The sequence below is a fragment of the Pseudomonas sp. FFUP_PS_473 genome, from assembly GCF_002858665.1.
Taxonomy (GTDB): Bacteria; Pseudomonadota; Gammaproteobacteria; order Pseudomonadales; family Pseudomonadaceae; genus Aquipseudomonas; species Aquipseudomonas defluvii.
In genome coordinates this window covers 113,163-134,689 of the sequence record NZ_PJQQ01000015.1, presented here as the reverse complement: position 1 = coordinate 134,689, position 21,527 = coordinate 113,163, and the positions used below count along the sequence as shown (strand labels likewise).

The window sequence follows — 21,527 nt, the reverse complement described above, 5'->3', positions numbered from 1 at the left end:
GTCGAACGCACAAGCCGATATGTAATCCTCGCCAAACTTGAAGCCCCCACCGCTGAAGCGGCGGCGGAAGCCATTGTAAGGGAGATGTCGCGGATGGCCCCATCACTACTAAAAACCATGACACATGATCAAGGCAGCGAAATGGCCCGCCATGCCGAAATCACGGCGCGAACGGGGATGAAGATCTATTTCGCCGATCCACATTCGCCTTGGCAGCGCGGTAGCAATGAAAATACGAACGGATTGTTGCGTCAGTATCTCCCGAAAGGCACAGATCTCTCTCTAGTGACGCAAGCGCGACTGGATGAAATCGCTGATTTGCTCAATACGCGCCCTCGGCAGACACTGGGCTGGAAGTTCCCAGTTGAGGTGCTAGTAGATTATCTTCAGCTCTCAGCGACCAATAAGCTTACAACAATAAATTGACTGCTAAGAGCAAACCCTCCCCCAGCTTGGCTAGCCTGCTGGATGCCCCATAAGGAGGGCGGCTATCGTGCCATTTCAGGCCGCTACATCGTCGATGCCGGGGGGGGTGTGTATAGCCGCAGTTTCAGCGACCGAGGAGGAGATTTTGGGCAGGGGCTTGGCGAAGAAAATCGTGCTTAGTCGGGATGGCTCAGTTCGCTCAGACGCCAAACGATCGCGATGCTTCGGAGGCGGCATCTCGTTCAATTTCGGAATTAGCGCGCTCCGATTTTTTAACTAGCTGTTGCACTTGCTCCTTGAGGCCGCCGTATGTCCGGGCGTTTTTACACACTCTGGGCCGCATCTCGCCCTTGCTGTGACTCCAGCGTAGCGCTCGAAGAACGGCGTCCCGCGCCAAGTCCAGCGTGGTCTGCCGAAGGCCGTTCCACAGGCTTTCGGTGACCTTATTGGCTTTAATCCCGTTGACCTTGACCGTTCTAGACTCTGTTCTGGCTTGCAGTGCGTTGAGGGCGCTCATGGTTGACTCAATCAGTCGCCGCGCATCCGGCCAGTCCATGAGGGCAGCGGCCAGAGACAGCAAGCGTGGCAGGTAGTCCAGGTGGTCAAGGATCTTGTCCGGACGCAGGATGTGGCTGTGCGCAAACGCATAAAACTGCTTACGCTCTTGTTGCCAATCGTCTTCGCGCAGGTCGCGGGCCAGGGTCTCGACCGCTCGCAGCTGCACAGACCAACCCAGCCGCCGCACAGACAAGCCGTCTGCACGGCGCAGCGTATCGGCCTCCTCGGCTGCGTGGCCAGCAGCCGTCAGCACCTTGGCAGACGCCATGGACTCCAGCCGATCCGGTGACGGCATCAGCCTGCGCTCGCTGGAAACACTGCGGATCTGCGACTCGATATTGCTCAGCAAGTCGATACCACCGTGCCCCTGCAGGAAAAAGGCCTTCTGTTTACTCTGTTGCAGCAGCAACTTGGTCTTGCCTTGAAATCCACCAGGCAGGTTCAACAAGATCTGGCCGTTTTTGACCGCGCTAGGGGCCGGAAAGCAGCGTGTTCGCGCAGCAAAGTAGGCCAGTAAATCCTCAGCCGACACCAGATTGCCGGGGTCGCGCAGTACCAGAAATAGGTCATCCACGTAACGCCCGTAGTAGACCGGCGTCAGGCCGTGCTCTATGTCCCGGTCCAGGCCAACCAGCAGGGTGTTGGCTACCACACGCGAAATGGACAAGCCAATGGGCAGGCCGCCAACCGTGACCTCTCGTTTGCTGCAACCCAGCGCGTGCATCTGGGCCGCGATACGTTTGGACCACTCCACCAGCCCGGCAGTGAACGCCTTGGTGAAGTCGAGCTCCCATTCCGACAGTTCGATGCCGCTTTCGGCGAGGAAACGACTATCGGCTATAAAGGCAGGATCGATCCGGTGGTAATAGCTGTTCAGGTCCATCGAAATGGCAACCACCGCGTTGCCAGCTTCTAGCTCGGTGCGCAAAGCCTTCAGGCCTCGACTGCGCCATTCCTTGTAAGGGCCGAAGTAAGGCTGGAAGGAGCCCACCGCTTCCAGATGGTAATCCCCCACGCTGCCTTTGGGTGCACCAGGCTCGGGGCGATAGCGGCGCAGCCGCGAACCATAGGCTGATTTGGGCAGCACTGCGTCGAACCTGTGGCCAACCAGGTTGATCCACAGCGCTGATAAGACGTGCATATCGACCGGGAAATCGCCAATCAGTCGAAACTCCGGCGTCAGCTCATGCGAGGCACACAAGCGATCAAAAGCACGGGCAGGATCAGAGAAAAAGCCGTGTCCGTCGGGTGCCGCGCCCTTCATCGGCGCAGTGACCAGCTTCTTGGCCACCACCCGCGTTATCCCCAGGTTCTGTATCAGTACCTCAGCCACCTGCCCAGCCTGCAAGCTGGCAAGCAAGGCCGTCAGCCTGCTCGCCAAGTCCTGCTCATACTCGGCAAACTGGCTGGCAATGCAGATGGAACGCTCGAAAAAGCAATCAGCCTTGGCCTTCCTGAATGCAAAAAACAGATCCGCCAAGGTCACATGCTGCCAAGTGCCGATTGCTTCCTGTTTCATTGCGTGTAGTCCTTAAATTGTTGTGTACAGGCCGATTGCGACCAGCATCAAGGCAGCTCGCCGACTGGCGGGGTGCGATCTCGTTGTAGGTCGTCTCGCGGCAGACGTATGCATCTTTGAAGCTGGGTGGTGAGGCGAAGCTTGCGGGCAATCTGCTCGGGTGAAAAGCGTTGTTGCAGCAGATAGGCGACCAATTCAAACCGTTCACTTCCGGGAGCCAACTTCTTTCGGGGCCGGCAGGGCAATCGGTGCCTGCGCATGGTCCGCTGGGCATGTAGGGTGGTGTACGTACCTTGGGCATCGCGATTGCGCCGGATCTCGCGGCTGATCGTCGAAGAGCGGTTGAGCATTCCGGCCATGGCACGTAGGTTGCTGCCTGCGTAGCAGGCCGACCTGAAGGGTGGAGCGTTCTTCGACGCTGAGTTCGTAAAACATGGCAAAACCGCACCGGAAAGGTCGGGTGTTGCACTCAGTTTTTGCGGTCGCCCATGGAAAGGATGAAACTTTATTTTCACGTTTTCGGCGTTTTTCGAGGTTGGCCGAAAATTAGGATGGTACTTTAAGGCTTTTGGTCGTCATCCTAGCAAAGACTTAGCGAAGTACCTTCTCATGTTTGTAAGCCGCTTAAATGATTGAATTTTAAAGATTTTTATAGTGATTAGGCGCGCGTCGTGGTTTCCTTCTGCTCTCAGTATTAGGATGAAACTTTATTTTCATCCCACACGTTGCTTACCAACGCTGCTCGCGTGTTTCAGACCGGCCTAGAGCTTGAACTGGCTGACAATTTCATCCAGCCGTCGAGCGTCTTCACCAGCCGCTCGGCCACTGGCCAGTGTGCTCTCAGACAGTTCTGCGGTACGGCCGGCGACATTCGCCACGCTGCTGATCCGCTGGTTGATTTCATCGCTGACCATGGACTGCTCGCGAGCCGCTTCAGCGATGTGCAAGCTCATCCCCGATACCGAGGCCATCAAGGTACTGATGTTCACCAGTGCCTGACCGGCTATTTCGGCCTGCGTGACACCTTTTTCGGCATAGGTACGGCTTTCCTGCATGACTGCGACGGCCTCTTGGGACGCACTCTGCAGGCGCTCGATCATGCCCTGGATTTCTTGGGTCGAGGCTTGGGTACGGCTGGCCAAGGTGCGGACTTCATCGGCTACCACGGCAAAGCCCCGGCCTTGCTCGCCTGCGCGTGCTGCTTCAATGGCCGCGTTCAACGCCAGCAAGTTGGTTTGTTCGGCAATGGTCCGTATTACTTCCAGCACCCCACCAATGGAACGTGAGTGGGTTTCCAGGGTTTGAATCACTTCGGACGCCCGGCCCACTTCGTTGGCCAAGGTACGAATCTCGACAATCGTCTGGTTCACCACGCCAATCGCTTCTTGCGTCTGGCGATCAGCGTCACCGGTTTGGGCCGAGCTTGCCTGGGCATTGGCGGCCACGCCCTGTACGGTGGCGGCCATCTGATTGACTGCTGTGGCCACTTGATCCACTTCCGAACGCAAGGTTTCGGCGCTCGCTTCGGCAGCTTGCGCATCATTGACCAAGTGCGTCGATGACTGGCCCAAGGTGCAACCTACTTGGGCTACCGTCGCAATTTGGCCCCTGAGGCCGGCAACGAACTGATTGAAGCCCGCAACCACTTCACCGATCTCATCGTCGTTGTCCTGGCGCAGTGTACGGCTGAGGTCACCATTACCGGTGTTCAAATCGCGTAACGAACTGGACATCCGGTTGAGGGGGGGCAGGACGCGGCGGCTGATCAGCCAAAGGGTGCCAAGGATCAACAGCAACGCTATGCCCCAGGCCACGAGCGTATTGACCTTCAGGGACTCACGCACTTCGCTGGTTTCGCTGAGGGTTGTCTTGTACTTGGCCGACAGCGGGTCACGTAGCCCGGCGAACGCACGAATCACTTCTGCCGAACGCTGGTCGAAGTCTTCCATCACCTTGTCGCCAGCCTCCTTGCCGGGGCCGGTGTAGGCCTGGAACATGCGCAGGCCCACATTGTCGAGCCGTTCTGCCGGGGCGTTCATCGCCTCCAGTTCGAGGCGGAATGCTGGAATTGCCTGTTTGAGTTCGTTCAGCTTCTCCTGCATCCGCTGAAAGTGCCGATGGGCGGTGGCGGCTGCCTCGTTTTCGCCGGTCAAGCTTGCGTCGGTGTAGAACTGCTGAATTTGCGCCGTGTGGTAACGAAGTTCTTCTACCTCTTGCTGGGCACTACTGAGGTTTTCCAACTGTCGGCTGAGATCATCCAGGCGGTTGACCTGATGAGAAATCCAGAATGACAGCCCCAGCGCCACAAGGATCAGTGCTGTTGCGCTGCTGATCATCAGGCGGGTAATAGTGAACTTCACGAAACGCTCCTTACAATGTAGTTAAATCGTGCAATCTAGAACATGAGCCGCGGTGCACAGTGCGTCAGCCGAAGCATTTTTCATTCGGCCAATAGTGCCTTGCTGATAAATCAGTTTATTAACGATCGTTTCCAGCGATGGGATAACACAGGGCGCGAACGTGAGGATGCGGGATAGTTATTCGCCTATCTTACTATTGAGCGAGCGCCCGTGCGCTTACATTTTCAACGGGTTTTCATGTACTTAAGTACTGGTTTTTGTTGAAGGCAACAGGCAGGCGACGCGTTATCAATCAACACCACCACCTGACGGTAATGCTGTATTGATTCAGGTCAACTAGAACAGTATTAGTTGAGAGCGATACGCAACTACAGGTCTATTTATAAGTGCAGCGTGGATTTTGTAAGTTATTGATTTGTATGATTTAAATTTTAACTAACAGTTATTCCATTATCCTTTGGCATCTGCAAGGTGGCCCTCCACTGGCGCTTCAGGCGTTGTTATCCACAGCCTGCATCTGTTCAATCAGAGCCAGGCAGTGCTTGAGCAGGGGTGAGTTATCCCCAGCCCGGCGGCTGAGAATGATGGGTGAAACCGCCGAGGTCTCGGTCAGTGGTGCGTAGACGATGTCTGCGCGGTGCTGGGTTTGTACCGACGCGGGTACCAGGGTTATCCCCAGCCCGGCCGCCACCAGCCCGAGGGCAGTCTGCAGTTCATTGGTCCATTGCACTACCCTGACGCTGAGGCCATGGTTGGCGAACAGCGCCATGATGTGGTCGGCGTAACTTGGCCGTGGCGTGGCGGGGTAGAGCACAAAGGGTTCGCGGGCCAACAGCGCCAGGTCCAGCGGCTGCCCCAGTAAGGGATGCCCGCAAGGCAAGGCGGCAACCAACGGGTCTTCGCGCAACACATGCTGTTCAATGGCCGGGTCATTGATGCGGATACGACCGAAGCCGATATCGATGCGCCCGGCCTTCAGGGCCTCGACCTGTTGCAGGGTAATCATCTCCTGCAGGCCCAGCTCCAGATCCTCGGAACGACGAAGTCGGCGGATCAACTCCGGTAGCAGGTCGTACAAGGTCGAAGGTGCGAAACCGATCCGCAACCACTGGCGCTCACTGTTGGCAATGCGTCGGGTGGCTTCGGCGACTTGTTCAAGCTGGTCGAGCAGGGCGGCGCTCTGTTCATGGAAGAAGCGCCCGGCTTCGGTCAGGCGCAGCGGACGGCTTCGCTCCAGCAGCTCTACGCCAAGGGTTTCCTCCAGTTGGCGGATCTGTCGACTCAGCGGCGGCTGGGCAATGTGCAACTGTTCGGCGGCGCGGGTGAAATTCAGGGTCTGCGCCAGCACGCGGAAATAACGCAAATGGCGCAGTTCCATGATACCTCCAAGGTATGGTTACCCACTTAACGGATATTGGACTGCCCACATCGACTAACGCAAGCTGGTCGCCTGTGGATAACCAGACCCTGTGGATATCGACATCATAATAATAAAACGAGGCCAGCCTATGAGCAGCCACCTGCTGAGCGAGCGCAGCCGTGTATTCGAGCGCGCCGACCCTTATGTGGTCTCCGACTACGTCAATCAGCATGTCGGCGGCCATTGCTTGCGCCTGCCCAGAACTGGCGACCTGCAGGCCAGTATCAACCATCGCAAGTTCGCCAGCCTCGACTTGTGTCGCCTGAGCTATGGCGGCAAGGCGCGGGTTACTTCACCTGCGCTGGGCAGCCTGTATCACTTGCAGATCCTGCTCAAGGGCCATTGTCTTTCGGCTTGCCGTGGCAATGAGCACCCTTACGTTCCAGGCGAGTTGCTGTTGATCAACCCCGATGACCCGGTAGACCTGACCTATTCGGCCGACTGCGAGAAGTTCATCCTCAAGCTGCCGGCCAGCCTGCTCGAACAGACCTGCCTGGAACAGCGCTGGCAGGTGCCTGAGGGCGGCATTCGCTTCACATCGGCCCGTCACAAGACCCAACCGCTGGATGGTTTCATCGGTTTGCTCGGGTTGGTCTGCGCTGAGGCCGAGTCCGACCATTCGCTGTTACAGGTTCAGGAACACTACGGCCGTATTGTCGCCAGCAAGCTGCTGACCCTGCTGGACAACAACATTCAACGGGGAGAGCCGCAGGTTCAGGCTCATTCCTTTGAGCAGTTGGTGGAGTACATCGACGCCAACCTGAATCAAGACATCAGTATCGTGCAGTTGATGAACGTGGCGCGGGTCAGTGAGCGAACGTTGTATTCACTGTTTGAGCGCCATGCAGGCCTGTCGCCGAAGGGGTATGTGCGCCAGCGCAAACTGGAGCGTATCCATGCGGTCTTGCAGGATCCGGCCAGCAGCGTACGCAACGTGACGGAAATCGCCCTGGACTACGGTTTTCTGCACTTGGGGCGCTTTGCCGAGAGTTATCGCCAGCGCTTTGGCGAACTGCCCTCGGTGACCTTCAAACGCCACCGCTGACACCTGGTCAGCCCCTGCGCTATCTGGATAGCGATTCGCAGGAAATGGCTATTGCCATGCTCGACGTCTCCCTAACCTGAGTGTGCGAACACCGCCAGGCCCCAGCGCCGAGTGGGTATTGCGCCTTCGGGTTTCGATAACAACAACAAAAGAGACGCGCACCATGCGAGCAGTCGATATCAATGCCCTGATCGATCAGGCGAAGTTCAATCCCTTTCACTGGCGCGTGCTGTTCTGGTGTGCGCTGATCATCATCTTCGACGGTTACGACCTGGTCATTTATGGCGTGGTGCTGCCGGCATTGATGCAGGAGTGGGGCATGACCCCGCTGCAGGCGGGTGCCCTGGGTAGCTATGCGCTGTTTGGCATGATGTTCGGTGCACTGGTGTTTGGCCCGTTGTCGGACCGCATCGGTCGCAAGAAGGCAATCACCCTCTGCGTGATCCTGTTCAGTGGCTTTACGGTACTCAACGGTTTCGCCCGTAACCCTACGGAGTTCGGTCTCTGCCGGTTTATCGCCGGTTTAGGAATCGGCGGCGTCATGCCCAACGTGGTGGCGCTGATGAACGAATACGCACCGAAGAAAATTCGCAGCACCCTGGTCGCGATCATGTTCAGTGGTTACTCGGTGGGCGGCATGCTGTCTGCCGGGCTGGGCATTGTGCTGTTGCCGGCCTTTGGTTGGCAGTCGGTGTTCTATGTGGCGGTCATTCCGCTGCTGACGCTGCCGTTGATCTTGCGCTTTTTGCCGGAGTCCCTCGGTTTTCTGGTGCGTCAGGGCCGGGTAGAGCAGGCTCAGCAACTGTTGCAGCGGGTTGAGCCGAGCTATCAGCCGCAAGCGGGCGATCGGCTTGAAGCCGCCGCAGGCAAGGCGCCGGGTGCGGCGGTACCGCAACTGTTCCACGAAGGTCGGGCGCTGAACACGCTGATGCTCTGGGTGGCGTTCTTCTGCTGCCTGCTGATGGTCTATGCCCTCAATTCCTGGCTGCCGAAATTGATGAACAACGCAGGTTATGGCTTGGGTTCCAGCCTGGCGTTTCTGCTGGTACTGAACTTCGGTGCGATCTTTGGCGCCGTGGGCGGTGGCTGGATTGGCGACCGCTTCAAGCTGGACAAGGTGTTGGTGGTGTTCTTTGCGGTGGCGGCCCTGTCCATCAGCCTGTTGGGCTTCAAAAGCCCGACACCGGTGCTTTACCTGCTGATAGCGATTGCCGGTGCGACCACCATCGGCACGCAGATTCTTGCCTATGCCTGTGTTGCACAGTACTACCCGATGGGCATCCGCTCGACGGGCCTGGGTTGGGCCTCGGGCGTTGGTCGCAGTGGGGCCATCGTCGGGCCGCTGTTGGGGGGCGCATTGCTGGGTGTCCAACTGCCATTGCCGCTCAACTTCCTGGCGTTCGCGGTACCGGGTGCTGTCGCCGCCTTGGCGATGATGGTGTTCGCCAGCCGCTCGCCGTTCGCCAGTCAGGCGTCGTCGTTGCCCGCCAAAGCCTGAGCACCAAGCGGCCGGCTATGCCGGCCATCAAAGCTCCGCGTAGCACCGGTTAAAACAACAATAAAAAGAGCACGTTACCCATGAACAACCTCCGTCATTCCTGGTTGCTGTCCACCCTTGCCTTGTGTGTTGGTGCCAACGCCGCTGAGCCCGGCTTTGTCAGCGGTTCGAGCGCTACGTTGCAGGCCCGCAACTACTACTTCAGCCGCGATTTCTCCGACATCGTTGGCGCCAACAAACAATCCAAGGCCGAGGAGTGGGGGCAGGGCTTTATCTTCAACTTCAAGTCCGGCTATACCCCTGGCCTGATCGGTGTGGGTGTCGATGCCATCGGCGTGGTGGGGTTCAAGCTCGACAGTAGCCCTGATCGTACGGGTACCGGGCTATTGCCGGTGCAGGGCGATGGTCGCGCCGCTGATGAGTACAGCCGGGTCGGCGGCACCCTCAAGCTGCGTTACTCGAAGACTGAGTTGAAGGTCGGCGAATTGCAAACCAACCTGCCTATTCTCCAGTACAACGACTCAAGGCTGCTGCCGCCGACCTATCAGGGGGCAAGTATCACATCTTCAGAACTTGAGGGCCTGACGCTACAGGCCGGGCACTTGAGCTCCACCAGCCTGCGCAACGAGGCCGGTGACGAGAAAATGATTGCAGTGCTCGGCCATGTTCCCCAGCGTAAAGCCGATAGCGATGCGTTCAATTTTGCCGGGGGCGACTACAGTTTCAACGGCAATCGCAGCACCGTCAGCCTTTGGTACGGGCAGTTGGAGGACATCTACCAACAAGGGTTTGTCGGTTTCAAACACAGCCAGCCGTTGGGCGATTGGACGCTCGGCGCCAACCTCGGCTACTTCTCTGCCCGTGAGCAAGGAGCCAGCAAGCTGGGGGATATCGACAACCAGGCGTTTTACTCGTTGCTCTCAGCCAAACGTTCCGGGCATACCTTCACGGTGGGCTACCAGGCAATCTATGGTGATGATGCCTTCCCCCGTGTGTTCCCGAACATTTCGCCATTGGGCAACGAAGTGCCGACCTATGAGTTCGCCTACACCGACGAACGTTCGTGGCAGGTGCGTTACGACTATGACTTCGTTGCCATGGGCATTCCTGGGCTGACAGCAACCGCACGCTACCTCAAAGGCGATAACGTCAACACCGGTTTGGGGTATGAGGGCCGGGAGCATGAGCGCGATTTCGATCTTGGCTACGCGGTACAGGGCGGAGTCTTGAAAGGCTTGGGAATCCGCGTGCGCAATGCCATGGCGCGCTCGAACTACCGTTCTGACATCGATGAGAATCGCTTGATCCTGAGTTACACCTGGATCTTGTTGTAAGGGCTGGCAGGGTGGGTTCCCACAGGGGACCACCCATCTCACGTTTATCCACAACCCCTGAGGATCACATAGACTGAGCAGACAAAAACAACGAGTACCCTGGTATGGATAGTCCCCTGCTTAGTCATCGCAGCCGGGTTTTTGAGCGTGCCGACCCCTATGCCGTGTCGACCTACGTTAACCAGCACGTCGGTCAGCATCATATTCGACTACCGCGCAATGGCCTCCCGGAGGCCAGCCTCGATCACCGAAAGTTTGCCAGCCTGGACCTGTGTCGGATCAGCTATGGTGGCGAGGTGAGGGTGCTCTCTCATGCCCTGGAAAGTGTTTTTCATCTGCAGATTCTCTTGCGGGGGCACTGTATGTGGCGCCGGGGTCGGGCCGAGCGCCTGCTCGGTCCGGGTGAGCTGTTGTTGATCAATCCGGATGAGCCGGTGGACCTGGCGTATTCCGCCGACTGCGAGAAGTTCATCCTCAAGCTGCCGGCTCGCCTGCTCGATGCGGTTTGTGATGAGCAGCGCTGGCAGCGCCCCAGTGAAGGCGTCCGGTTTATCCACAGCCATTACCAACTGCTGGCGCTGGAAGGTTTTGCCGGGCTGTTGACGATGGTCTGTCATGAGGCCGAGGCCTTTGATTCACTGCAGCGTGTCCAGGAACACTACAGCCAGATCGTTGCCAGCAAGCTGCTGACGCTGATGCAGACCAACGTCAGCCGCGAGAGCCTGGGCAGCCAGGCCGTCACCTTTGAGCGTATTGCCGAGTACATTGAGCGCAATCTCAAGCAAGACATCGGCATTGAGCAACTGGCGCAGCAGGCGAGCATGAGCCTGCGTTCGCTCTATGGGTTGTTCGAACGCAATGCCGGTACCACCCCGAAGCACTACATTCGGCAGAAGAAGCTTGAACGCATTCGTCGCAATCTCAGCGACCCGGACTGCAGCGTGCGCAACATCACCGAACTGGCCCTGGAATACGGCTTTGTTCACCTGGGCCGATTCTCGGAAAGTTACAAAGCGCTGTTTGGCGAGCTGCCCTCCGATACCCTCAAGCGTCGCCCCTGACGTGTTTGCAGAAAACGGATAAAGGTCTGCACAAAGCGGATATTTACCTGAGCCTGCGCTCCCTACCCTGACATGGCCTGAACAATAACAACGGAGGCCCCGGCCATGTCCCTGGGATTCGAATACCTTAATTCCCTGCTTGAAGAAGATCAGGAGAAGGGCATCTACCGCTGCAAGCGCGAGATGTTCACCGACCCCCGTCTGTTCGAACTGGAAATGAAACACATCTTCGAGGGCAACTGGATCTACCTGGCCCACGAAAGCCAGATTCCCGAGAAGAACGACTTCCTGAGCACCACCATGGGGCGCCAGCCGATCTTCATCGCGCGCAACAAGGATGGGGTACTCAACGCCTTCCTGAATGCCTGCAGCCACCGCGGTGCGATGCTCTGCCGGCACAAGAGTGGCAACCGCTCTTCCTATACCTGCCCGTTCCACGGTTGGACCTTCAACAACTCCGGCAAACTGCTCAAGGTCAAGGATCCGGTCGATGCCGGTTACCCGCAGAGCTTCAATTGCGAAGGCTCCCATGACCTGACCAAGGTTGCGCGTTTCGAGTCTTACCGCGGCTTTCTGTTTGGTAGCCTGAACCCGGATGTACTGCCTCTGGTCGAGCACCTCGGCGAGTCGGCCAAGATCATCGACATGATCGTCGACCAGTCACCGGACGGCCTTGAAGTGCTGCGTGGTTCTTCCACCTACATCTACGAAGGCAACTGGAAGCTGACCGCCGAGAACGGCGCCGACGGCTATCACGTCAGTGCCGTGCACTGGAACTACGCCGCCACCCAGAACCAGCGCAAGCAGCGCGAAGCGGGTGAAGAGGTCAAGACCATGAGTGCCGGTGGCTGGGCCAAGAATGGCGGTGGTTTCTACTCCTTTGACAAGGGCCACCTGCTGCTCTGGACGCGCTGGGCCAACCCGGAAGACCGTCCGTTGTTCGAGCGTCGTGATGAACTGGCTCGCGATTTCGGTCAGGCCCGTGCCGACTGGATGATCGAAAACTCGCGCAACCTGTGCCTGTACCCCAACGTTTACCTGATGGATCAGTTCAGCTCGCAGATCCGTATTGCCCGGCCGATTGCCGTGGACAAGACCGAGATCACCATCTACTGCATCGCGCCCAAGGGTGAAAGCGCCGAGGCCCGTGCCTTGCGTATTCGTCAGTACGAAGACTTCTTCAACGTCAGCGGCATGGCGACACCGGATGACCTGGAAGAATTCCGCTCCTGTCAGATGGGTTACCAGGGCAACCGTGGCTGGAATGACATGTCCCGCGGGGCTACGCATTGGGTTGAAGGTGCCGACGCCGCGGCCCAGGAAATCGACCTGCATCCACACCTCAGCGGTGTGCGTACCGAGGATGAGGGCCTGTTTGTACTGCAGCACAAGTACTGGCAGGAAACCATGCTCAAGGCCCTTGAAGCCGAGCAGCAGTTGATCCCTGTGGAGGCCGTGCAATGAGCATTTCCTACGAAGCAGTGCGTGACTTCCTTTATCAGGAAGCCCGCTACCTGGACGACAGCCAGTGGGATCAATGGCTGGAATGTTATGCCAGCGATGCCACGTTCTGGATGCCGGCATGGGACGACAACGACCAGCTTACCGAGAACCCGCAGCGGGAAATCTCGCTGATCTGGTACGGCAACCGTGGCGGTCTGGAAGACCGGGTGTTCCGGATCAAGACTGAACGCTCCAGTGCGACCATGCCCGACACCCGCACCTCGCACAACATCAGCAACCTCGAACTGCTTGAGCAGAGCGATGGGCTGTGCCACCTGCGCTTCAACTGGCACACCCTGAGCTTCCGCTACAAGACCGTGGACAGTTACTTCGGCACCAGCTTCTACACCCTTGATGTGCGTGGCGATCGCCCGCTGATCAAGGCCAAGAAAGTGGTGTTGAAGAACGACTACGTACGCCAGGTCATCGACATCTACCACATCTGACCCGGTTTTCGAGCAACAACCTGATTCACGAGGTGCGCCATGCACAAGATCGCCTTGAATTTCGAAGACGGGGTCACCCGCTTCATCGACGCCGCTGGCGGCGAAACCGTGGCCGATGCGGCCTACCGCCAGGGTATCAACATCCCGCTGGACTGCCGTGATGGCGCTTGCGGAACCTGCAAGTGCTTTGCCGAGGCCGGTCGTTACGACCTGGGCCAGGAATACATCGAAGACGCCCTGAGCGAGGAAGAAGTGGCCCAGGGCTACGTGCTGACTTGTCAGATGCGCGCCGAAAGCGACTGTGTGATCCGCGTACCGGCCTCGTCACAGGTGTGCAAGACCGAACAGGCCAGCTACCAGGCCAGCATCAGTGACGTGCGCCAGCTCTCCGATAGCACCATTGCGCTGTCGATCAAGGGTGAGGCGTTGAGCCGCCTGGCATTTCTGCCGGGCCAGTACGTCAACCTTGGCGTACCGGGCAGCGAGCAGACCCGCGCCTATTCCTTCAGCTCATTGCAGAAGGATGGCGAAGTCAGCTTTCTGATCCGCAACGTGCCGGGTGGGCTGATGAGCAGCTTCCTCACTGGCCTGGCCAAGGCCGGTGACAGCATGACCCTGGCCGGTCCGTTGGGCAGTTTCTACCTGCGCGAGATCCGTCGTCCGCTGCTGTTGCTGGCTGGCGGTACTGGGTTGGCACCGTTCACCGCAATGCTCGAGAAAATCGCTGAAGAGGGCAGTGCGCATCCGCTGCACCTGATCTACGGGGTCACGAACGACTTCGACCTGGTCGAGCTGGATCGTCTGCAAGCCTTTGCCGCGCGCATTCCCAACTTCACCTTCAGCGCCTGTGTGGCCAACCCCGACAGCCAGCACCCTCTCAAGGGTTATGTCACCCAGCACATCGAGCCGCGCCACCTCAATGACGGTGATGTCGATGTCTACCTGTGCGGCCCGCCGCCCATGGTCGAGGCAGTCAGCCAGTACATCCGCGAGCAGGGCATCACCCCGGCGAACTTCTACTACGAGAAATTCGCTGCGTCCGCGGCCTGATCCTTTTTTGGAGCCGTTCGCATCGTGCGGGTACGGGCGGCTCTTTTTTATTCGAGGTTGTCATGGGCAACAGATTCGACAACAAGGTCGCGCTGGTCACGGGTGCGGCGCAGGGTATCGGTCGGCGTCTTTCCGAGCGCCTTCTGGAAGAGGGTGCCGTACTGGTCGCGGTTGACCGTTCGGAGCTGGTGCATGAGCTGCAGGCCGAAGGTGTATTGACCCTCACCGCTGACCTGGAGCAGCACAGCGAGTGCCAGCGTGTGATGGCGGCAGCGGTGGAGCACTTCGGTCGGCTCGACGTGCTGATCAACAACGTCGGCGGGACCATCTGGGCCAAGCCTTTCGAGCATTACCAGGCCGACCAGATCGAGGCCGAAGTGCGTCGTTCGCTGTTCCCGACCCTTTGGTGCTGCCACGCCGCGCTGCCGTACATGCTTGAGCAGGGCCAGGGGGCCATCGTCAACGTCTCCTCGATTGCCACGCGCAGCATCAACCGCGTGCCTTACGGCGCGGCCAAGGGCGGGGTCAATGCATTGACCGCGTGCCTGGCCTTCGAGACTGCCGAGCGTGGTGTGCGGGTCAATGCCACGGCGCCGGGCGGCACGCAAGCACCGCCCCGTCGCGTGCCGCGCAACAGTGCCGAGCAAAGCGCGCAGGAACAGGACTGGTACCAGCAGATCGTCGACCAGACCTTGGATAGCACCTTGATGAAACGCTACGGCAGCCTCGACGAACAGGTCGGCGCGATTCTTTTTCTCGCCTCCGACGAGGCCTCTTACATCACCGGCACGGTGCTGCCGGTCGGTGGCGGCGACCTCGGTTGAGCCCCCCTGGAGAATCCTGATGAGTTACCCCCTGATCGAGAGCATCTCGACAACCATCGTCGACCTGCCGACCATCCGCCCGCACAAGCTGGCCATGCACACCATGCAGCAGCAGACCCTGGTGATCATTCGCCTGCGCTGCACTGACGGCATCGAAGGTCTGGGCGAGGCCACCACCATCGGTGGTCTGGCGTATGGCAATGAAAGCCCGGAAAGCATCAAGCAGAACATCGACAGCTACTTTGCGCCGATGCTGATTGGCCTCGATGCCAGCAACATCAACAGTGCCATGCAGCGCCTGGACAAGGTGATCAAGGGCAATACCTTCGCCAAGTCGGGCATTGAAAGTGCCTTGCTCGATGCCCAAGGCAAACGCCTGGGGCTGCCGGTCAGCGAGCTGTTGGGCGGGCGAGTGCGTGACAGCCTGGAAGTCGCCTGGACCCTGGCCAGCGGCGACACTGCCCGCGATATCGCAGAAGCCGAGCAGATGCTCGATCAGCGTCGCCACCGTATTTTCAAACTGAAGATCGGCGCCAATGAAGTGGCCCATGACCTGCGCCACGTCATCGCGATCAAGCACGCCTTGGGCGACCGCGCCAGCGTGCGGGTCGATGTCAATCAGTACTGGGACGAGTCTCAGGCGATTCGCGCCTGTCAGGTGTTGGGTGAGAACGGCATCGACCTGATCGAGCAGCCGATCTCGCGCATCAACCGTGCCGGTCAGGTACGCCTGAACCAGCGCAGCCCGGCACCGATCATGGCCGACGAGTCCATCGAGAGTGTCGAGGACGCCTTCAGCCTGGCCGCCGACGGTGCCGCCAGCATCTTCGCTCTGAAGATCGCCAAGAACGGTGGCCCGCGTGCGGTGTTGCGCACCGCCCAGATCGCCGAAGCCGCCGGGATCGCCCTGTATGGCGGAACCATGCTCGAAGGTTCTATCGGCACCCTGGCCTCGGCGCATGCCTTCGTCACCTTGAACGCGCTCACCTGGCACACCGAACTGTTCGGCCCGCTGCTGCTGACTGAAGAGATCGTCGTCGAGGCACCGGTGTACCGCGATTTCGCCTTGCACGTCCCGCGCACCCCAGGCCTGGGCCTGACCCTGGATGAAGAGCGCCTGGCGTTCTTCAGCCGCCGCTGAATAGGAGAGCCCACATGTTGTTCCACGTGAAAATGACCGTGAAATTGCCCCTCGACATGGATCCGGCCCTGGCGGCTCGGCTCAAGGCTGACGAAAAGGCGCTGGCCCAACGTCTGCAGCACGAGGGTATCTGGCGCCACCTGTGGCGCATTGCCGGGCATTACGCCAACTACAGCGTCTTTGACCTGCCCAGCGTCGAAGCGCTGCACGACACCCTGATGCAACTGCCGCTGTTCCCCTACATGGACATCGAGATTGACGGCCTGTGCCGGCATCCCTCGTCGATCCATTCCGATGACCGTTGATTACTGATAACAACAATTCGAGGTAGCCAATCATGACCGTGAAGATCGCTCACACTGCCGATGTACAAAAATTCTTCGAAGAAGCCAGCGGCTTGCTCAATCAGGAAGGCAATCCACGCCTGAAGACCCTGGTCAATCGCATCATCAATGACGTTGCCCGGGTCATCGAAGACCTGCAGGTGACGCCGGATGAGTTCTGGAAAGCAGTGGATTACCTCAATCGCCTGGGCGCACGTCAGGAAGCCGGTTTGCTGGTAGCCGGTCTTGGCCTGGAGCACTACCTGGACCTGCAACTGGATGCTCAGGATGAAGCAGCAGGTTTGTCCGGCGGAACGCCGCGAACCATTGAAGGCCCGCTGTACGTAGCCGGTGCGCCATTGGCCGAAGGTGAAGTACGGATGGACGATGGTCTCGATGCCGGCACCGTGATGTTCCTGCAAGGGCGGGTACTGGATGAGCACGGCCAACCGGTAGCTGGCGCGGTGGTCGACTTGTGGCACGCCAACACCCAGGGGACGTACTCCTACTTCGACAGCACCCAGTCGGACTACAACCTGCGTCGTCGCATCATCACCGATGCAGAAGGCCGTTACCGTGCGCGCAGCATCGTGCCGTCGGGCTATGGCTGCCCAGCGGACGGTCCAACCCAGGAGCTGCTTGACCAACTGGGCCGCCATGGCAATCGCCCAGCGCATGTGCACTTCTTTATCTCTGCACCGGGTCACCGTCACCTGACCACCCAGATCAACCTGTCCGGTGATCAATACCTGTGGGATGATTTCGCCTACGCCACCCGCTATGGGCTGGTCGGTGAACTGCGCTTCGTCGAAGATGCTGCGGCTGCCGATGCCCGGGGTGTCGAAGGACGCTTTGCCGAGATGGACTTTGATTTCCAGTTGCAGGCCGCGCCGCAGCCAGCCTTTGAACTGCGCAGCAATCGTCCGCGTGCCTTGCAGGATGCCTGAGTAACGCACTCGGTTTGTCGCCGGCCTAGCCGACGCCTGCATCAATGAAATGAACCATTGATGCAGGCGTCGGCTAGGCCGGCGTTCTGCGTTAAGACAAGCACAAGCCCATGGTGGTCCGATGAAGCCTCTGTTCCGCGACTTTTCTGTGTCCGCCCTGGTGGCCGGCCTGATCGCCACAATGATCTCTTATGCCGGGCCACTGGTGATCGTCTTTCAGGCCGCCCACAGCGCACAGTTGTCGGCGGCCGAATTGTCTTCCTGGGTCTGGGCCATTTCCATTGGCAGTGGTCTGCTCGGGGTGGTCCTCAGCCTGCGCTACAAAGTTCCTGTCGTAATCGCCTGGTCGGCGCCTGGCTCGGCGTTGCTGGTGGCGCTGCTGCCCAACATTGCCTTTGCCGAGGCGGTCGGTGCCTACATCGTCGCCAACCTGATCATCCTTGGCGTGGGCGTGTCCGGGGCGTTTGATCGGATCGTCAGCAAGCTGCCGTCAGCCATTTCGGCGGCCATGTTGGCCGGCATCCTGTTCAGTTTCGGTACGGGTCTGTTCCTGTCGGTGAAAGCGCAGCCCGTGCTGGTCTTGGCGATGTTTGTCACCTACCTGCTGTTCAAGCGCCTGGCCCCGCGCTATGCCGTACTGGCGGTACTGATTTGCGGGGTGAGCCTGTCTCTGGCCAATGGCGAGTTGAAAAGTTCGGAGCTGGTCATTGGCCTTGCGACACCCGTCTTGACCCTGCCGGAGTTCACTTGGAACGCGGTGCTGAGTATCAGCTTGCCGCTGGTGATGGTCGCACTGACCGGGCAGTTTGTACCGGGGGTTGTCGTGCTGCGTAATGACGGTTATGCCACAGCCGCCAGCCCGATCATCAGCAGCAGTGCGTTCACCAGCCTGTTGCTGGCGCCCTTTGGTTGCCATGGCCTTAACCTGGCGGCGATTACTGCGGCGATCTGCACTGGTCGTGAATCGCATGATGATCCACATCGGCGCTACTGGGCGGGTGTTTGCGGTGGTGCACTGTATGTGTTGCTGGGCGTGTTCGGCGCGACACTGGTGTCGTTGTTCAGTGCCTTTCCGGCCGCTTTGATCGCAGCCCTGGCCGGGCTGGCGCTGTTCGGTGCCATTGGTGGTGCGCTTGCCGGTGCGATGAGTGTGCCGGCTGACCGCGAAGCTGCACTGATCACCTTTCTGGTGACGGCATCCGGGATGTCGTTTCTTGGTCTGTCGGCCGCTTTCTGGGGGCTGATCTTTGGCTTGTTCGCTCATCTGTTGCTGAACCTGCGGCGGGTCGCGCCGCAGGTTCGCAGGTCAGGTGTGCAGGCAGACTGAGGTCAGATCTGCATCGCCATGCCTTCGACGTTCATGGCCGCTTGGCGCAAGGCCTCGGAGCGGGTCGGGTGCGGGTGGCAGGTGAGGGCGATGTCCTCGGCCGAGGCGCTGAACTCCATGGCCACGCAGTACTCACCGATCATCTCGCTGACGCTCGGGCCAACCAGATGCACGCCAAGGACTTCGTCAGTGTTGGCATCTGCCAGGACTTTGGCGAACCCTTCGGTTTCATGGTTGATCTTGGCCCGGCTGTTGGCGGTGAACGGGAACTTGCCAACCTTGTAGGCCCGGCCTTCGGCCTTGAGTTGTTCTTCGGTCTTGCCGACGCTGGCCAGTTCCGGACGGGTGTAGATAACCCCTGGGATCAGGCCGTAATTGACCTCGTGCGCCTTGCCGGCAATTCGCTCGATACAGGCGATCGCTTCGTCCTCGGCCTTGTGCGCGAGCATCGGCCCCGAGGTGACGTCGCCAATGACCCAGATACCCGGAACCGTCGAGCGATGGCCTTCGTTGGCGAGCATGCCACGCTTGTCGGTTTCCAGGCCGACGGTCTCCAGCCCCAGGCCATGGGTATAAGGGCGCCGTCCGATGGCCACCAGCACATAGTCGGCTTCCAGCGTTTCGGCAGCACCGCCAGCGGCAGGCTCCAGAGTCAGTTGCACAGCGTTCCCGACGACACTGGCCTGGGTCACCTTGGTGCCCAGCTTGAAGGTCATGCCTTGCTTGGCCAGTGAGCGTTGCAGGGTTTTCGCGGCCTCTTCATCAGTGCCTGGGCAGATACGGTCCAGGTACTCGATGACGGTGACCTGGCTGCCAAGGCGACGCCATACCGAGCCCAGCTCCAGGCCGATGACACCTGCTCCGATCACGACCAGGTGCTTGGGCACTTCGGTCAGGGAGAGGGCGCCGGTGGAGTCGATGATGCGTTGGTGATCAAGGGGCACCCCTGGCAGCGGCGTAGGTTCGGAACCGGTGGCAATGACAATGTCCTTGGCCTGCAGTTCGCTGACGGTCCCTTGCGCGTCGGTTACCTTGACCTTGCCGACGCCGTCGAGACGACCCCAGCCCTTGATCCAGTCGACCTTGTTCTTGCGGAACAGGTACTCGATTCCTTTGGTCAGGCCGGTAACGCTGTCATCTTTTTGCTTCATCATCTGGGCCAGGTTCAAGGTCGGTTTCACCTCGATACCCAGTGTGGCCAGTTCGCCATTGCTGGCGGCGTCGTAGAGTTCAGAGGCATGCAACAGCGCCTTTGACGGCATGCAACCGACATTCAGGCAGGTGCCGCCCAGGGTTGAACGACCTTCCACACAGGCGACGCTCAGGCCCAATTGCCCGGCCCGGATAGCAGCGTTGTAGCCGCCCGGCCCCCCGCCAATGATCACGATATCGTAGCTTTTCATTGCTGTACTCCAGGATGAGGTATCGACAATGGGCGCAAGATTAGTCCGTGATTGATGGATTGTATACAATCTGTGGTGTGGACTTATTCAGAAAGTTCTCGCAGATGAACTACCCTTTTCCTCGTGACGTTCTAAGACAACGGGAGGTTTTTTCATGCTTGCGCAACTTCCAGCGGCTCTGCAAAACGTACGGCTGCCACTTCGCCTGAAGTTTTGGAATGGTCTCCACTTCGATCTGGGGCCTGGGCCACACGTCACCATTGTGGTGAAGGACCCACAGCTGATGAGTCAGCTTACCCGTCCTAGCCTTGATGATCTGGGGTCGGCATTTGTCGAAGGCAGGCTGGAGCTGGAAGGTAATATCGGCGAGGTTATCCAGGTTTGCGACGAACTGACTCAAGCGCTGCTTCTGGATGATGACGAGCCACAACCCCAGCGTGCTGCGCATGACAAGACGACTGACGCGGCTGATATTTCCTACCATTACGACCTGTCCAACGATTTCTATCAGCTCTGGCTCGACCAGGAAATGGTCTACTCCTGCGCCTACTTCAAGACGGGCAATGAAACCCTTGAGCAAGCCCAGCAGGACAAACTCGAGCATTTGTGTCGCAAGCTACGGCTGCAGCGCGGTGACTACTTGCTGGATGTCGGTTGTGGTTGGGGTGGCCTGGCGCGGTTTGCCGCCCGCGAGTTCGGTGCCAAGGTCATGGGTATCACCTTGAGCAAGGAGCAACTCAAGCTGGGTCGGGAACGGGTCAAGGCGGAAGGCCTGGAGCAGCAGGTTGATCTAAAAATCCTCGACTACCGGGATCTGCCGCAGGATGGCCGTTTCGACAAGGTGGTGAGTGTTGGCATGTTCGAGCATGTTGGCCATGCCAACCTGGCGTTGTACTGCCAGCGCCTGTTTGGCGCTGTCCGTGAAGGTGGCCTGGTGATGAACCACGGCATCACCGCCAAACATATTGATGGTCGGCCAGTCGGGCGGGGGGCAGGCGAGTTCATTGACCGCTATGTGTTCCCCCATGGCGAGCTGCCGCACCTGTCGATGATCAGTGCTTACATCAGCGATGCCGGGCTAGAGGTGGTCGATGTGGAAAGCCTGCGTTTGCACTATGCCCGGACATTGCACTTCTGGAGTGATCGACTGGAGGCGAAGCTTGATGAAGCCGGACGTCTGGTGCCTGAACGCGCGCTGAGAATCTGGCGATTGTACTTGGCCGGTTGTTCATACGCCTTCGCCAAGGGCTGGATCAACCTGCACCAGATTCTGGCGGTAAAGCCGCTGGCCGATGGCAGTCATACCCTGCCATGGACCCGGGCGGATCTTTATCGCTGACGA

At 59.1% G+C, this 21,527-nt stretch carries 18 protein-coding genes and 2 pseudogenes; 14 read left to right on the top strand and 6 right to left on the bottom strand.

Annotated elements, in window-relative coordinates; all coding sequences use genetic code 11:
• A partial coding sequence (locus tag CYD26_RS12775) for an IS30 family transposase (RefSeq protein WP_145991789.1) occupies window positions 1-426 on the top strand: 426 nt, incomplete at its 5' end.
• Between the two features lie 199 nt (window positions 427-625).
• Here the strand turns inward: CYD26_RS12775 and CYD26_RS12770 are convergent.
• The 5 genes and pseudogenes from CYD26_RS12770 to CYD26_RS12755 all read right to left on the bottom strand — a co-directional run bounded on the left by CYD26_RS12770 (window position 626) and on the right by CYD26_RS12755 (window position 6,241).
• Complete coding sequence (locus CYD26_RS12770; protein WP_178081710.1) at window positions 626-2,503, bottom strand: RNA-directed DNA polymerase; 1,878 nt, start codon at window positions 2,501-2,503, stop codon at window positions 626-628.
• A 76-nt stretch (window positions 2,504-2,579) separates the two neighbouring features.
• Window positions 2,580-2,938, bottom strand: a pseudogene (locus CYD26_RS25505) (transposase); the annotation flags it as partial.
• A 326-nt stretch (window positions 2,939-3,264) separates the two neighbouring features.
• Window positions 3,265-3,990: a methyl-accepting chemotaxis protein gene (locus tag CYD26_RS25935; protein WP_371917221.1), complete on the bottom strand. Its 726-nt coding sequence runs from the start codon at window positions 3,988-3,990 to the stop codon at window positions 3,265-3,267.
• A gap of 132 nt (window positions 3,991-4,122) precedes the next feature.
• A pseudogene (locus tag CYD26_RS25930) lies at window positions 4,123-4,452 on the bottom strand (HAMP domain-containing protein); the annotation flags it as partial.
• 901 nt (window positions 4,453-5,353) lie between these two features.
• Entirely contained in the window at window positions 5,354-6,241 is an 888-nt protein-coding gene (locus CYD26_RS12755; RefSeq protein WP_099776435.1) for a LysR family transcriptional regulator, read from the bottom strand.
• 130 nt (window positions 6,242-6,371) lie between these two features.
• On the opposite strand from CYD26_RS12755, the gene CYD26_RS12750 reads away from it, so the two are divergent.
• From CYD26_RS12750 to CYD26_RS12695, 12 genes are all read left to right on the top strand, one after another.
• Window positions 6,372-7,328: an AraC family transcriptional regulator gene (locus CYD26_RS12750; protein ID WP_099776433.1), complete on the top strand. Its 957-nt coding sequence runs from the start codon at window positions 6,372-6,374 to the stop codon at window positions 7,326-7,328.
• 163 nt (window positions 7,329-7,491) lie between these two features.
• Entirely contained in the window at window positions 7,492-8,826 is a 1,335-nt protein-coding gene (locus CYD26_RS12745) for an MFS transporter (protein WP_065759584.1), read from the top strand.
• 80 nt (window positions 8,827-8,906) lie between these two features.
• Window positions 8,907-10,160 carry an OprD family porin gene (locus CYD26_RS12740; protein WP_102052757.1) on the top strand — a complete coding sequence of 418 codons (1,254 nt, stop codon included), beginning with the start codon at window positions 8,907-8,909 and terminating at the stop codon, window positions 10,158-10,160.
• Window positions 10,161-10,264: 104 nt separating this feature from the next.
• Window positions 10,265-11,221, top strand: a complete 957-nt coding sequence (locus tag CYD26_RS12735; RefSeq protein WP_065759586.1) for an AraC family transcriptional regulator — start codon at window positions 10,265-10,267, stop codon at window positions 11,219-11,221.
• A 105-nt stretch (window positions 11,222-11,326) separates the two neighbouring features.
• Window positions 11,327-12,685, top strand: a complete 1,359-nt coding sequence (gene benA, locus CYD26_RS12730; RefSeq protein WP_065759587.1) for a benzoate 1,2-dioxygenase large subunit — start codon at window positions 11,327-11,329, stop codon at window positions 12,683-12,685.
• Window positions 12,682-13,170 (top strand): benzoate 1,2-dioxygenase small subunit, encoded by a 489-nt coding sequence (benB, locus tag CYD26_RS12725; RefSeq protein ID WP_102052756.1) that lies wholly within the window; start codon window positions 12,682-12,684, stop codon window positions 13,168-13,170. The genes benA and benB overlap by 4 nt, the downstream gene beginning before the upstream one ends.
• A 39-nt stretch (window positions 13,171-13,209) precedes the next feature.
• The gene (benC, locus tag CYD26_RS12720; RefSeq protein WP_065759589.1) at window positions 13,210-14,220 is read left to right on the top strand and encodes a benzoate 1,2-dioxygenase electron transfer component BenC; all 1,011 of its coding nucleotides are present in this window, start codon (window positions 13,210-13,212) and stop codon (window positions 14,218-14,220) included.
• A gap of 62 nt (window positions 14,221-14,282) precedes the next feature.
• Window positions 14,283-15,044 carry a 1,6-dihydroxycyclohexa-2,4-diene-1-carboxylate dehydrogenase gene (locus CYD26_RS12715; RefSeq protein WP_102052755.1) on the top strand — a complete coding sequence of 254 codons (762 nt, stop codon included), beginning with the start codon at window positions 14,283-14,285 and terminating at the stop codon, window positions 15,042-15,044.
• Window positions 15,045-15,063: 19 nt separating this feature from the next.
• On the top strand, window positions 15,064-16,185 hold the full coding sequence (locus CYD26_RS12710) for a muconate cycloisomerase family protein (protein ID WP_102052754.1): 1,122 nt from the start codon (window positions 15,064-15,066) through the stop codon (window positions 16,183-16,185).
• A gap of 14 nt (window positions 16,186-16,199) precedes the next feature.
• Window positions 16,200-16,490 carry a muconolactone Delta-isomerase gene (gene catC, locus CYD26_RS12705; protein ID WP_102052753.1) on the top strand — a complete coding sequence of 97 codons (291 nt, stop codon included), beginning with the start codon at window positions 16,200-16,202 and terminating at the stop codon, window positions 16,488-16,490.
• A 32-nt stretch (window positions 16,491-16,522) separates the two neighbouring features.
• Window positions 16,523-17,455, top strand: coding sequence for a catechol 1,2-dioxygenase (gene catA, locus CYD26_RS12700; RefSeq protein WP_102052752.1), 933 nt, complete (start codon window positions 16,523-16,525; stop codon window positions 17,453-17,455).
• Window positions 17,456-17,576: 121 nt separating this feature from the next.
• Window positions 17,577-18,782: a benzoate/H(+) symporter BenE family transporter gene (locus tag CYD26_RS12695; protein WP_102052751.1), complete on the top strand. Its 1,206-nt coding sequence runs from the start codon at window positions 17,577-17,579 to the stop codon at window positions 18,780-18,782.
• A 2-nt stretch (window positions 18,783-18,784) separates the two neighbouring features.
• Here the strand turns inward: CYD26_RS12695 and lpdA are convergent, their stop codons facing one another.
• Entirely contained in the window at window positions 18,785-20,185 is a 1,401-nt protein-coding gene (gene lpdA, locus CYD26_RS12690; RefSeq protein WP_102052750.1) for a dihydrolipoyl dehydrogenase, read from the bottom strand.
• Window positions 20,186-20,339: 154 nt separating this feature from the next.
• Here lpdA and cfaB point away from each other — a divergent pair, with 154 nt between their 5' ends.
• Complete coding sequence (cfaB, locus tag CYD26_RS12685; protein ID WP_102052749.1) at window positions 20,340-21,524, top strand: C17 cyclopropane fatty acid synthase CfaB; 1,185 nt, start codon at window positions 20,340-20,342, stop codon at window positions 21,522-21,524.
• Window positions 21,525-21,527 lie beyond the last annotated feature (3 nt).